Annotated in this window: 10 protein-coding genes; 6 read left to right on the top strand and 4 right to left on the bottom strand. The window is 61.4% G+C overall.

Annotated features, from left to right (window positions below; translation table 11 throughout):
* The first annotated feature begins 74 nt into the window (after positions 1–74).
* Positions 75–1,460 carry a GGDEF domain-containing protein gene (locus ISP19_RS18770; protein WP_239556941.1) on the top strand — a complete coding sequence of 462 codons (1,386 nt, stop codon included), beginning with the start codon at positions 75–77 and terminating at the stop codon, positions 1,458–1,460.
* A gap of 193 nt (positions 1,461–1,653) precedes the next feature.
* Here ISP19_RS18770 and ISP19_RS21440 read toward each other — a convergent pair whose 3' ends face one another.
* Positions 1,654–3,297, bottom strand: coding sequence for a carbohydrate-binding protein (locus tag ISP19_RS21440; protein ID WP_204683948.1), 1,644 nt, complete (start codon positions 3,295–3,297; stop codon positions 1,654–1,656).
* Positions 3,298–3,604: 307 nt separating this feature from the next.
* Positions 3,605–4,936: a carbohydrate-binding protein gene (locus ISP19_RS18760; RefSeq protein WP_204683947.1), complete on the bottom strand. Its 1,332-nt coding sequence runs from the start codon at positions 4,934–4,936 to the stop codon at positions 3,605–3,607.
* Between the two features lie 634 nt (positions 4,937–5,570).
* On the opposite strand from ISP19_RS18760, the gene ISP19_RS18755 reads away from it, so the two are divergent.
* The 4 genes from ISP19_RS18755 (at position 5,571) to ISP19_RS18740 (ending at position 11,071) form a co-directional block, all read left to right on the top strand.
* Complete coding sequence (locus ISP19_RS18755) at positions 5,571–6,068, top strand: VOC family protein (RefSeq protein WP_204683946.1); 498 nt, start codon at positions 5,571–5,573, stop codon at positions 6,066–6,068.
* A gap of 168 nt (positions 6,069–6,236) precedes the next feature.
* Entirely contained in the window at positions 6,237–7,523 is a 1,287-nt protein-coding gene (locus ISP19_RS18750) for an MFS transporter (protein ID WP_204683945.1), read from the top strand.
* A gap of 87 nt (positions 7,524–7,610) precedes the next feature.
* A complete protein-coding gene (locus ISP19_RS18745) occupies positions 7,611–9,278 on the top strand; it encodes a methyl-accepting chemotaxis protein (RefSeq protein ID WP_204683944.1) in 1,668 nt (555 codons plus the stop codon).
* 8 nt (positions 9,279–9,286) lie between these two features.
* Entirely contained in the window at positions 9,287–11,071 is a 1,785-nt protein-coding gene (locus ISP19_RS18740; protein WP_204683943.1) for a GGDEF domain-containing protein, read from the top strand.
* Between the two features lie 78 nt (positions 11,072–11,149).
* On the opposite strand, the gene ISP19_RS18735 is transcribed toward ISP19_RS18740, so the two are convergent.
* Together ISP19_RS18735 and ISP19_RS18730 are read right to left on the bottom strand one after the other, a co-directional pair.
* Positions 11,150–11,524, bottom strand: a complete 375-nt coding sequence (locus ISP19_RS18735) for a hypothetical protein (RefSeq protein ID WP_204683942.1) — start codon at positions 11,522–11,524, stop codon at positions 11,150–11,152.
* Between the two features lie 292 nt (positions 11,525–11,816).
* The gene (locus ISP19_RS18730; protein WP_204683941.1) at positions 11,817–12,188 is read right to left on the bottom strand and encodes a hypothetical protein; all 372 of its coding nucleotides are present in this window, start codon (positions 12,186–12,188) and stop codon (positions 11,817–11,819) included.
* Positions 12,189–12,481: 293 nt separating this feature from the next.
* Here ISP19_RS18730 and ISP19_RS18725 point away from each other — a divergent pair, with 293 nt between their 5' ends.
* Positions 12,482–13,171, top strand: a complete 690-nt coding sequence (locus ISP19_RS18725; protein WP_204683940.1) for a restriction endonuclease — start codon at positions 12,482–12,484, stop codon at positions 13,169–13,171.
* The last annotated feature ends 14 nt before the right edge of the window (positions 13,172–13,185 follow it).

Raw genomic sequence — 13,185 nt, 5'->3', positions numbered from 1 at the left:
TGCGTCGCTCGGCATGACCCGTGCTTGGGGATAAAACCTTCCCCATCCGGTCTGCCCGGGCTGCACGCGGAGAAATGGAAACTAACAGCTGCCCGCCACTGCCCACCGTCATGGACCTGTTGCTCGATGCCATCTGCGTCGTCGACACGGAGGGGCGGTATGTGTACGTCAGCGCCGCTTATGAGCGCATCTTCGGCTTCCGCCCGGAAGAAATGATCGGCCGCCGGATGATCGAACTGGTGCACCCGGACGATCGTGAGCGCACCCTGCAGGCTGCCAACGAAATCATGAGCGGCCAGTTCAAACCGAACTTCCAGAATCGCTACATCCGCAAGGATGGCAAAGTCGTGCACATTATGTGGTCGGCACGCTGGTCGGAGGTGGACCAGGTGCGCATTGCCGTAGCGCACGACATCACCGAACTCAAGCGCGCCGAAGCCATGCAGGCTGCCCTGCTGGCTATTTCCGAGGCCGCCCATACCGCCGAAGACCTGCTCGCCCTGTTCCAGCGCATTCATCAGATCATCGGCGAACTGCTGCCCGCGCGAAATTTCTTCGTGGCGCTGTATGACGAACGCCGCGATGAGTTGAGCTTTCCTTATTTTGTCGACGAATACGACCAGGCTCCGGCGCCCCGCCCCCTGAACTCGGGCACGCTCACCAGCGAGGTGGTGGGCAAAGGGCAGCCCATTCTGATGACGCCAGGCACCCGTGCCGACATCCTGCTGGGGCCTGACGTCCAGTACATCGGCCACGAATCGCTGGATTGGCTCGGCGTGCCGCTCACCACACCCAATGGCTGCATCGGTGCGATCGTGGTGCAGAGTTATTCCGGTGACGTGCGATACACGGTGGAAGACCAGGCATTGCTGCAATTCGTCTCCAACCAGGTGGCCTCCGCCATCGAGCGCAAGCAGAACGCCACCTGGCTGCAATACATCGCCGGACACGATGTGTTGACCGACCTGCCCAATCGCGAACTGTTCCACGATCGATTGGAGACCGCGCTCGCTGCGGCAAGACGTGACCAACAGCGTCTATCCGTGCTCTATATCGACCTGGACCGGTTCAAGCAGGCCAATGACAGCCACGGTCACGAAATCGGCGACCTGCTGTTGCGCGAGACGGCGCGGCGCATCCGCCGTTGCCTGCGTGAATCGGATACGGTCGGACGCCTGGGCGGTGACGAATTTGCCGTGCTGCTGCTCGGCATTCACCGGCCGGATGATGCTGCCGCCGTCGCTGAAAAGATCCGCGACGCGCTCAGCCGGCCGTTCGAGCTAAGCGGTCACCAGTTGGAAATCTCGTCAAGCATCGGCATCGCGGTATATCCCGAGCATGGCGAAGACCGCAAACATCTGATGCGCTATGCCGATACCGCCATGTACGCTGCAAAAAAGCAGGGGCGCAACCAGTCCGGCATCGCCGATAGCAGGCACGACACGGAGCTGGATGCATAGAGGTCTGGTGATAGCGGATGGGGCGCCTTGACGCCCACCCCCTGCCGGCCTCCATTCTTCAGCCACCGCGACCGCCACGCCCCATCCAATAAAAAGCCACCGGCACTTCGTACCGGTGGCCAGCCTTGCCCATCGTCATCCCTGATGCGGATCGGGCATGCCTCCCGATCCGCATCAGTTTCCCCCTGCTCTTTTACTTGCCGAGATCCTTCAGGATCTCATTGGTGTAGCCCAGAATGCCCACGCTCGGATACGAGTTGCAGGTCGACGACGACGAACCTGCCGCGCATGGCGTGTCACGATCCAGCGACCAGAAATGCAAGCCGGCGAGGCCGTTGGCGGTCGCGTAATTGGTGATGGTGTCGATATCCGACAGCGTGGTGATTTCGCCGGAGGTATCGTTCTGGCCGATCATCGGCGTCAGCTCGATGTGGTTGAACGGGATACCGTAGGTGTGCTGCAGGTTCTCCACCGCCTGGATCGCGGACTGGCCCATCTCGCAGGCGCCGCTTACCACCACGCAATTGGATGCATCCGCCGAGCCATAATCCATCACCATCAGGTTGATGGTGTAGTTGTTGATCGCCGGGCTGGAGGCCTGGATCGCCTGCACCACCTCGGCACCAAGCGAATTGACGCCGCCATAGCTACCGTCGGACGCCGCGAGGGAGGCAATGGTGAAGGAGAAGCGCAGGTTCGGATACTCCGACTGCGCCGCCGCCACATCCGCAACGAGCTGCTGAATGTCCGCCTGCGTCTGTCCGCCTTCGATGTCGAAGTCCACGCCGACCATCTGCGGGGTGTAGTACTCGGCGATGAAACTCTCGAACGCAGAGGACGACGAACAGGTGAAGGTGCCATCCGCACCACCGGTGGACACGATGTAATCCAGTCCCGCGCTGGACAGCGAGTTGGCCGCGCCTGCGGTGATATTGGCGGAAATGAATTCCGACGGCGTCACCCCGGCCCAGTTTTCACTGCCGCATTCGCCAGTGGCGAAGGCCAGCGAAATAGCCGGCAGACTCGGCACATAGTTTTCATACAGACCGCCGCTGCCCACCACGGGGATCGTACCGTCATTGTCGGTGGTCACTGCCGTTCCCATCGCATATGTATTCCAGTTCATATTGATGCTCATGTCCTTGTAAGGACTGAACACGAATCCGCTCGGGGCCGGGGCCGGGGTTGGTGTCGGTGTCGGTGTCGGTGTCGGTGTCGGTGTCGGTGTCGGTGTCGGTGTCGGCGTCGGAGTGGGGGTCGGTGTTGGCGTGGGAGTGGGCGTCGGTGTTGGGGTAGGCGTCGGGGTTGGCGTGCCACTGCAGGTACCGATCTCGGTCCAAGGTTCGCCACTGCCCGAGGGGCCATTGTTGGTGGCCGGATTGTTGCCTTGCGTCCACCAGTTCGCCTCGTAGTTGATACCGCTCTCGCTTACCAGCGCACCGCCGTTGTAAGCAGTTGATGCGTTCCAGGCCGGATCGCAACCTGACGGAGTCGGTGTAGGTGTGGGCGTTGGCGTCGGGGTGGGTGTCGGAGCCGGCGAGCCACCGCATGCGCCCTCCGATGTCCACGGTTCGCCGCTGCCGGAACCGCCGTTGTTGGTGGCCGGGTTGTTGCCTTGCGTCCACCAGTTCGCCACATAGTTGACGCCGCTTTCGCTGACCACATCACCTTGCGTATAAGCCGTTGATGCATTCCAGGCCGCGGCACAGGTGGACTGTGCATGCACCACCTGCACTGGCGCAACCGTCAGCACGGTGGTGGACAATGCGGCACACACCGCGGTACTCAATGAACTAAGGGTCAGTGTTGACCACTTGTTTGATTTCTTCACTTGCATGGGACTGTCTCCAAGGTTGGATTGAACCGCAACAGGTGAGGAACATCGGCGTACTCATGACTGCATTCCGGACAGTCACGCGGGGACAGGCGCCATCAAGCTTCCGTGCGCGGTACTGCGTGTATTGGTTTGAATGACTCACGTCGTACAGCACGAACCGCATAATGGATTCGCGCATCACATGCTCATGCCCGTTGCGCGCCACTCCCCAAGCCCGCGACAGGCCCCCTGCTCCACTCGGTAACCGAACGGGCGCACGCACCCGCTCACGGGAGACGCATCGCTGCGTCTCCCGATTTATCGCGCTTTACTTGCCAAGGTCCTGCAAGAACTCGTTGGTGTAGCCCAACACACCCACGCTCGGATACGAATTGCAGGTCGACGATGCCGATCCCGCTGCACACGGCGTATCGCGATCCAGCGACCAGAAATGCAGGCCGGCCAGACCGTTGGCAGTGACGTAGTTGGTGATCGTGTCGACGTCAGCCAGTGTAGTGATTTCACCTTGCGTATCGTTCTGGCCGATCATCGGCGTCACTTCGATGTGGCTGGCGGGAATACCGTAGGTATGCTCCAGATTCTCTACCGCCTGGATCGCGGATTGCCCCATCTCGCACGCACCGCTTACGACCACGCAATTCGCTGTCGAGGTGCCGCCGTAGTCCATCGTCATCAGGTTGATGGTGTAGTTATTGATGGCCGGGCTGGAGGCCTGGATCGCCTGCACCACTTCCGCGCCGAGCGAATTGACGCCGCCGTAACTGCCATCCGACGCTGCCAGCGTGGCAATGGTGAAGGAGAAGCGCAGGTTGGGATATTCCGATTGTGCCGCCGCCGCATCGGCCACCAATTGCTGGATATCGGCCTGGGTCTGTCCGCCTTCGATATCGAAATCCACGCCAACCATCTGCGGCGTGTAGTACGAAGCGATGAAGCTTTCGAATGCAGATGCCGACGAACATGTGAAGGTACCCGCCTGGCCGCCGGTCGACACGACATAGTTGAGTCCGGCACTGGAGAGCGCGCTGATATTGGCCGCGATAAAGCCGGATGCCGAAATGCCGGCCCAATTCTCGCTGCCGCACGTGCCCGTGGCGAACGCAAGCGAGATCGCCCCGAGGTTCGGCTCTTGCGTGGAGTAGAAACTGCCATTGCCGACCAGCGGTAGCGTGGTGCCGGTTACCGCCGTCTGCATGACATCGGTATTCCAGTTCACGCTGACACTGATGTCCTTGTATGGACTGAACACGAATCCGCTGGGTGCGGGCGTCGGTGTTGGAGTAGGCGTAGGTGTCGGAGTGGGCGTTGGTGTAGGAGTCGGCGTGGGCGTTGGCGTCGGCGAGCTGCTGCACGTGCCTTGCGATGTCCATGGCTGGCCACTGCCCGCGCCACCGTTATTGGTGGCCGGATCATTACCCTGCGTCCACCAGTTCGCGACATAGTTGATGCCGCTCTCACTGGCGACATCGCCGGCGGTGTAAATCGCCGTCGAACTCCATGCCGCCGCGCACGCAGTCTGTGCATGCACCACTTGCACAGGTGCCACGGTCAGCACGGTGGTGGATAGCGCCGCGCCCAGCGCGGTGCTCAACGAACTCAGCGTCAGAGTGGACCACTTCGTCGACTTCTTCACTTGCATAGGTATTGCCTCCCTCCAGGCTTGGATTGAACCGCAACAGGTGAACTACATCGGCGATTTCACGACTGCGTTCCGCCAGCCATGCGGGGACGATCGCCATCACTCATCCATGCACGCTCCCACTTGTCATGCATATCGCTACGACGAAAAGTGCGGCGAGTATCTGCCCCATATGACAACGTTGTCCAGTCCATTTGGCCGCTCTGACCACGCCAGAACGTGATTCGCATCGCAAAGAAGAAATTGCCATATCTGCGTCGCATCAATTCACGCGGCCTGCACACTTCACCATGTTGAAAAAACCCTAAAAACGCAGGCCTTTATCGCTGCGTCGCAGCATGATGAAAGCGACATATGTCTACGTTTTGTGATGAGCACGCGCATGTAGTCCGTCGCGTAAACCAACTTGGCGAACGCTTCTGCACGCGTGTGATCACGGATATCGAGCCTTGCTTTACCTAGTCCAAAAATGCAGACACTGATGACAACGATGGCCATCGCAGGACAATCCATGCAGGCGGCAGGCAGGCGCACTATTTGCCCCGGCACCATCACTACAAAGCATGTCGAATTCCGCCAGGCGTATTCGTCAGCCTTAATGCAGTCATTCGCTACAACGACATGGAGATCTACCGTGAGCACACGATTCCAGCGCATCAGCCCGTTTCTCTGGTTCAACGACAACGCTGAAGAAGCTGCGCGCTTCTATGTCTCAATCTTCGAGAACTCGCACATCCTCGAGAGCACGCATTACGGCAAGGAAGCGGCCAAGGTCAGCGGCCGGCCGGAAGGCTCGGTCATGACCATCGCTTTTGAACTGGATGGCCAGATATTCACCGCGCTCAATGGCGGCCCCGCCTTCAACTTCAACCCGGCGGTGTCATTGGTGGTGAACTGCCGCTCACAAGATGAAGTCGACCATTACTGGAACCAGCTCGCCAACGGTGGCGATCCCGCCGCGCAGCAATGCGGCTGGTTGAAGGACCGCTTTGGACTGTCGTGGCAGATCGTGCCGACCCAACTGGTCGATTACCTGAAAAACCCGGATCAGGCCAAAGCACAGAAAGCCATGCAGGCGCTGTTGCAGATGAAAAAGATTGATCTGGCGGCGCTGCGTATGGCGGCGGCGTAGCCGCTGCTCGAACGCAGGTCGCGACAGCGAACAAAACCGGGAACATGTCGCGATAGGCCTGATTTATGGAAGTCATGACTAATGGCCATGACGCGACGCACCATGAAGGCGTACACTATGCATATCCGGCTTCCCCGACCGGATTGATCGCCTGCTTCTCTAATTCCTATGGCTGATGCTTCACATTCCAACGCGACCGCACACGGTCGCGAGTCCGGCGTACTGCTGTCAATTCTCAGCACCGTCGCCTTCACTTTTATCGCCTACCTGATCATCGGTCTGTCGCTGGCCGTGCTGCCTGGCTTCGTGCATACCAACCTGGGCTTTGGCGCGATGCTGGCGGGCCTGGCGATCAGCGTGCAATACGTGGCGACCCTGCTCAGCCGCCCTCACGTCGGGCGCATGGCTGATGCCAAAGGTCCCAAGCGCACCGTGATGACCGGCCTGACGCTATGCGCAACCAGCGGCGCCCTGCTGTTGCTGGGCGCGTTGGTCCCCGGCATGCCCTGGCTCAGCCTGGGACTGATCTTCCTGGCGCGACTGGCGCTGGGCTGCGCCGAAAGCTGCGTAGGCACCGGCGCCATCATGTGGGGCATGGGCCAGGTGGGTCATCACCACACGGCACGCGTCATCTCATGGAATGGCGTGGCGACCTATGGTGCGCTCGCTGCGGGCGCGCCACTGGGCGTCATGATCACGCACCACTTCGGCTTTGCCGCCATCGGCATCGTCAGCCTGCTGTTGCCGCTCGCCGCGTTGCCACTGGCGCGACTCAAGCGCTCCACGACGGTGGCGTCAGAACAGCGCTCACCGTTCCGTACCGTGGCCGCACGTGTCGTGCCCTATGGCATCGGGCTGGCATTGGGTTCGATCGGCTTCGGTTGCATCGCTACCTTCATCACGCTCTTTTATGCCTCGCATGGCTGGGAAGACGCCGCGCTCGCGCTCACCGTCTTCGGCGTAGTGTTCGTCGGCGTGCGTTTCGTCTTTGGCCGCACCATCAACTGGCTGGGAGGCTATCGCGTCGCCATGGCTTCGTTGTCGATTGAGGCCATCGGCCTGATCACCTTGGGCCTGGCGACGAATACGCACATGGCCAGCATCGGCGCGGCCATCGCCGGCTTCGGCTTTTCCCTGGTGTTTCCGGCCCTCGGCGTCGAAGCGGTGCATCGCGTGCCGCCGCACAGTCGTGGCTCTGCGCTCGGCGTGTATTCCGTCTTCATGGATGTGGCGATGGCCGTCACCGGCCCCTTTGGCGGATGGGTCGCCAGCGGTATGGGGTACAACGCGGTGTATGGATTCGCGGCAGTCGCCGCCATCGCCGCAGTGGTGCTTGCGCTGGTGTTGCAGGCGCAGGCAGCGCGGGAAGCTGGCGCACTCGCCTCTTCGGCTACCGATGCCTTGGCCGCGCCTGCCAACAAATCGCCACAGCCTTGTCAAACGACTGAAATATAAGCTCTTTTTTCAAACTTTCACGCAGAATTCACTAAAGTCGAGGTGATATCGGCCGATCTGTAGGCATCTCCTACCCCTAGGTGCGTCATGCCTCGTCTGCTCTCCGGCCTGTCCCGGGTCACCTTGCGCCGAATCCTCCTCCTTCGCCTTGCCGGCATCCTGCTTCTGCTGATCGCCATCGGCGGCCTGTGCTCCCTGGACCTGATGCACGCGGACCAGCGTATCCAATCCGTGGTCGGCGGCACGCTGGCGCCGATTTCTGACGTCGGCCGCATCCAGAGCGACTTCAACAACGATTTCCAGGCCCTGTCGCACGCGGTGCTGATGCGCCTGCCTTCTGCCGCCGATGACGCCGCTACCGCCATCAAGAGCAACAAGGTGGATATCGATCGCTACTGGAACCCGCTGCTGCAAAGCGGACTGGGCCAGCAACAGAAACAGCTGCTCACCATCGCTGCGCAACATCGCAAGGATGCCGAGCAGGCCATGGACGATACGCTCACGCTCCTGCAGGCCGGTCAGTTCGACATTGCCCAGCTCAAGCTCGCAACGGATGTGCAGCCGGATCTGGTGCCGCTACAAAGCGACTTCACCAATCTGTTCGAAAGCGCGTTGAACGAAGGCAACACGCAGGCGCTCGCTCAACATGTGGTGAACCGGCGAGGCTTGTTCGTGCTGCTCGCGGTGTTCGCAGGCGCCCTGCTGCTGGCGAGCCTGACCGACGGCATTCTGATCCGCGCACTGGGCGCGCGCCTGCGCCTAGCATCTGGTGTTGCACACCGTATTGCGCGTGGTGAACTCGGCCAATCCGTTGCGATTGGCCGCGATGATGAAATCGGCGATCTGCTGCGCGCGCTGGCGGCCATGGACGCACAGCTTTCCGAGGTCGTGCATCAGGTTCGCAGCGGCGCGGCGCAAGTACGCGAGGGCGCGCAGACCCTGGAGCAAAGCACCCATGCCCTGAGCCAGCGCACGCAATCGCAGGCATCCAGCCTGGAACAGAGCTCGGCCTCCATGGAGCAGATGGCAGCCAGCGTGGCCGAAGCCGCCACCATGGCCGACCAGGCCAGTCGCGTAGCCGCCGATTCTCGCCAATTGGCCGAACAAGGCCGGCAGGTGGTGGAACAAACCGTGACGGCGATGGATGCCATCGACCGCTCCGGTCAACGCATCGCCGAATTCGTCGGCCTGATCAATGATGTCGCTTTCCAGACCAACCTTCTCGCGCTCAACGCCGCCGTGGAAGCCGCTCGCGCCGGTGAGCACGGTCGCGGCTTTGCCGTGGTCGCGGCGGAAGTGCGGCAATTGGCGCAGCGCTGTTCTGCAGCCGCGCGCGAGGTGAAGCAGTCCATCGAAGAAAGCGCCGATGCCGTCAAGGACGGCCGCACCTTTGCAAAACGCTCTGGCGAAGCCCTGATCGGCATTGTCGCGAGCGCCACGCAAGTATCGGAAAAGGTGGCAGGCATGGCGCTTTCCGGCCGCGAACAGAAGGCCGGCATCGACCAGGTCAACCTGGCCGTGGCCGGGATGGACGCCATGACGCAGGAAAACGCCGCAGTGGTCGAGCGCACCGCCATGATGAGCCATGCGATGCGCAGTCGCGCGGAAGAACTGTTGCAACAAATGGATTTCTTCCGCGTCCAGCAAAGCGGGATCGGCGACATGCAACCTGGTCAGGTCACCGATGCAAAAAACCTGGTGCGTCAGATCATCGACTCGCCACAGGTCTCGCCTGAACTGGACGAGGCCGCGTAGCCCACACCATGACCTTTGTGCGCGACAGTGCTCGCCTTACTTCGCTGCTCGACCGGGCGCAGAAGGGCTTGCACGCCATGTTCCAGCCACTGGTGCGGCTGGACACCATGGAGATCGTCGCGTACGAAGGCCTGGCGCGCCCACCCGAGCATCTGGGTGGTATCACTACGCCGGAGTTGCTGAATCTTGCGCGTGTCGAAGGCCGCCTGGGCGAATTCGAACTGGCCGCTGCACGTACGGTGTGCGGCGCATTCATGGCGCAACATGCGCGCGGCCGCCTGCTGGTGAATCTCAGCGCACAGGCCTTCATGCAGAAGTCGATCAAGGCCGACGACCTGATCGCCGCGCTCAGCACCGGCGGCATGGAACTCAGCCGCATCACCATCGAACTCACCGAGCGCGATATCGTTGACGAGTCGGCACGCCTGGCGCACGAGCTGGGTTATCTGCGCGCGCATGGTGTGCGCTTTGCGCTGGATGATTTCGGCAACGGCCATTCCAACTTCGAGATGTGGAATGAGATTCACCCGGAAGTGGTGAAGATCGACCGCTACCTGATCCACGGTTTGTCCAAGAGCGCGGAACGCCTGGCCATCGTTCGCGCGCTGTGCCAGGTCGCCGAAACCCTCGGCGCCGACCTGGTTGGCGAAGGGGTGGAGGACGCCGATGATCTGTCCATGCTGCGCGAACTCGGCATCTCCTACGCGCAGGGCTTTCTGCTCGCTCACCCTTCCGCGAAAATCTGCGACAAGATCAGCGACGTCGCCATAGCCACACTCAGCCAGCCCACCGTCGCCGTGCCGCCGCGCCTGCATGGGCCGGTCACGCAACGACCCATGCACCTGGGTCACCTGGTCATCGAGGCACCGGCACTTACCGCGCAGGACAGCAACAACGATGTGATCGCATTATTCGCACGCCAGCCGGAACTGCATGCCGTGGCGGTCGTGGAAGACGAGCATCCGATCGGCATTATCAACCGCCGCATCTTCAGCGAACGCATGGCGCAGCCCTACACGCGCGAGCTGTACGGCCGCAAAAGCTGCACCGCGTTCATGCATGAAGCACCCTTGCTTTGCGATGTACGGCAGTCGCTGGAAAGCATGGCCGACGTCCTGCGCGGACAGGATCAACGCTATCTCAGCGATGGCTTTGTGATTACCCGCGAAGGGCTTTATCTAGGCCTCGGTACCGGCGAATCGCTGGTCCGCCGTGTTACCGAACTGCGCATTGAAGCGGCACGCTACGCCAACCCGCTGACGTTTTTGCCCGGCAATATCCCGGTGACCGAACACCTGGCGCGACTGTTGCGCGCCGAGCTTCCCTTTACCGTGGCCTATGTGGATCTCAACCACTTCAAGCCCTTCAACGACCAGTACGGCTACTTCCGTGGCGACGAGATGATTCGCCTGCTGGCCGACATACTTACGGCAGAGGTCAATCCGCGCAGCGACTTCGTCGGCCATATCGGCGGCGACGATTTCTTGCTGGTGTTCCAAAGTGAAGACTGGGAGATCCGCTGCAAGCAGATGGTGGCGTTGTTCAACCAGCGCGCGCAAAACCTGTTCGCCGACGAAGATATCGCGCGCAAGGGCATCGTCGGCGAAGACCGCCACGGCAATATGCAGTTCTTCCCACTTACGACGGTCGCGATTGGCGCCGTGCGCGTCGTGCCACCCTTTCCTGGGCGCCCCGAAACATTGGCGACATTGGCCGCGCGTGCCAAGCGTCACGCCAAGCGTGCGCAGGTGGGCTTCTATCTGCTGGCGGGGGAAGCGCCGTGGCCGGCATAGGTTGTAGGCCGCGCCCTCCGCACCACCCTGGCGAGCTCTATCCATCGGCGTGAGCGCCCGGCCGAGGGAGTAACAAACTCAACGCACGTGCAGCCAGTGCACGTATACCCCATTCTGGCGATCTTCTTCCCGAAACCCTTCGCGCCCCTCAGCCACTACGCCCCACACCGTGCGCACACCGTCGCCATAAACGCGATCCACGCGCACGTGTTCACCCTGCAGAATCGTGAAGCGGGTTTCCAGCACCATCACCTGATCGGTTTCCCACACCAGCACGGCTTTACGCCCGGTGTTCGCACCCCAGCCGACATGAATCTGTACGTCTACCGCGGAGAACGCGCCACGGTTATCCAGTTTCCAACTCTCGGTTTTACGCAGCAGGGACTCCAGGTGCGGATCGCTCCAATCCACCTGGTTGTTCGACATCTTCGAGTTGGGTTTGAAATGGCTCATGCAGGACTACTTCCAGGTCAGCTCGGCGCTTTCGCGTCATCACCCGCACACAACACCATCGTGCGATCCCTGCCCGCCCTACGGCATGCCGTAAGGCGGTATCAAGCCAAATGCCGTGCCCCGGCCGGGGGACCTGCGCGGCAAATGTGAGTAATGGTTTGGACGGCTAGCGCGCTCTTTTTTGTTCTATCGGCCCGGGGCCGACTTTCTTTAGCGATTTTTTGCGCATTTACGTGCCGCGGCCAAAGCACGGGGGCCATGCCCGCCGCACAGCCGTCCCGCCCGGCGCCGGTTAACGGACCTGCAGCCAGTACAAGTGGATGCCTCGCCTGCGGTCTTCCTCGCGGACACCTTCCCGCCCTTCCACCACCACACCCCACAGGGTGCGGATGCTGTCGCCCAGGTGTTTGTCCACCCGCACCTGGTCGCCCTTGCCCAAGGGGAAATCCACTTCCAGCACCACCGATTTATCGCGCTCCCACACCAGCATCGCCGATCGGCCGACGGTGCTACTCCAGCCCAGGTACACCTGCACATCCTGCGGAGTGAAACCGCCGCGGTTGTCGAGCTGCCAGTTTTCGCTGCGCTTGAGCAGCAAAGACAGCTCGGGGTCGTTCCAATTGACGCGGGCGCTGGAAAGCTGGGTATGCGGCGTTTGGGTCATGACGCTTGTCCAATCAAGGGGAAGGACAGTGGAAGGAGTAAATCGGCGTACGTTAAGCCAGTGTGTACGCCCAAGCCCCTGAACTCCCCCCTTTGCCATTCATATAAGGACTCCGCTGTCACCCAGCTTCGCCGCGCCGCACCAAATAATCTCGCCGCGGCGCCGTTTTTTTCGCCTATCTGCGTCAGAACCGCACAGCGGCCGAATGCCGCACTGCACGCTGAACTCCCGCAAGGACCGCGCTAAGGTCAACCTCACGTTTCAGCAGCAACGTTCACAGCTCGGGGGAGTTGATGGCGAAGCACGGAACACACCGCATCGAGCACCTGCTCCTGGTGCATTGGCCGGCCGGCACCCTGCTCGGCGTGAGCGCCTGGGTTGGCGTTCGCTATGGCACGGGCGAGCAGAGCGCTGTCCATATGACGATTGTCTGGATGCTGCTGATCGCTTGCTGGTGTTGCGCACTGCTCTGCTGCATGGGCTACCGTCGGCGCATGCACCGGCTGGTGGTTCGCGATCAGTTGGTGGAACTGCGCCAGATGCATTGGCGCGCTTTCGAAGGCCGGGTAGCGCAGGCCTTTCGCTATCGCGGCTATGCCGTCGAGCAGATGACGGACGATCATGCCGATCACAGCGATATGGATAACGGCCTGGACCTGATCGTGCACAAGCATGGGCTGACCACGCTGGTGCAATGCCGCCACTGGGGCAATCGCCACGTCGACGTGAAAGATGTGCGCGAAATGCATAGCCTGATGAAGTTTCACCATGCCTCAGCGGTAAAGATCGTGGCCTGCGGCGATTACACCGAAGACGCGTGGAAGTTCGCCGCCGGCAAACCGTTCGAACTGATCTACGGCGAAACCTTGCTGGCAATGCTGAGCGATGCGCAATTGCCGATCGATCCCAGCGTGGTTCCTTTCCGGGCGCCGGCTTCCCCGCCGCCCATGCATCATCGCCCGCGAACGGCGGCGCATACCTGATATCCCTTGAAACG

The organism is Dyella flava, assembly GCF_016904955.1.
Lineage (GTDB): Bacteria > Pseudomonadota > Gammaproteobacteria > Xanthomonadales > Rhodanobacteraceae > Dyella_B > Dyella_B flava.
Note: the sequence above shows the minus strand (reverse complement) of the source record. Positions and strands in the feature narration are given on the sequence as shown.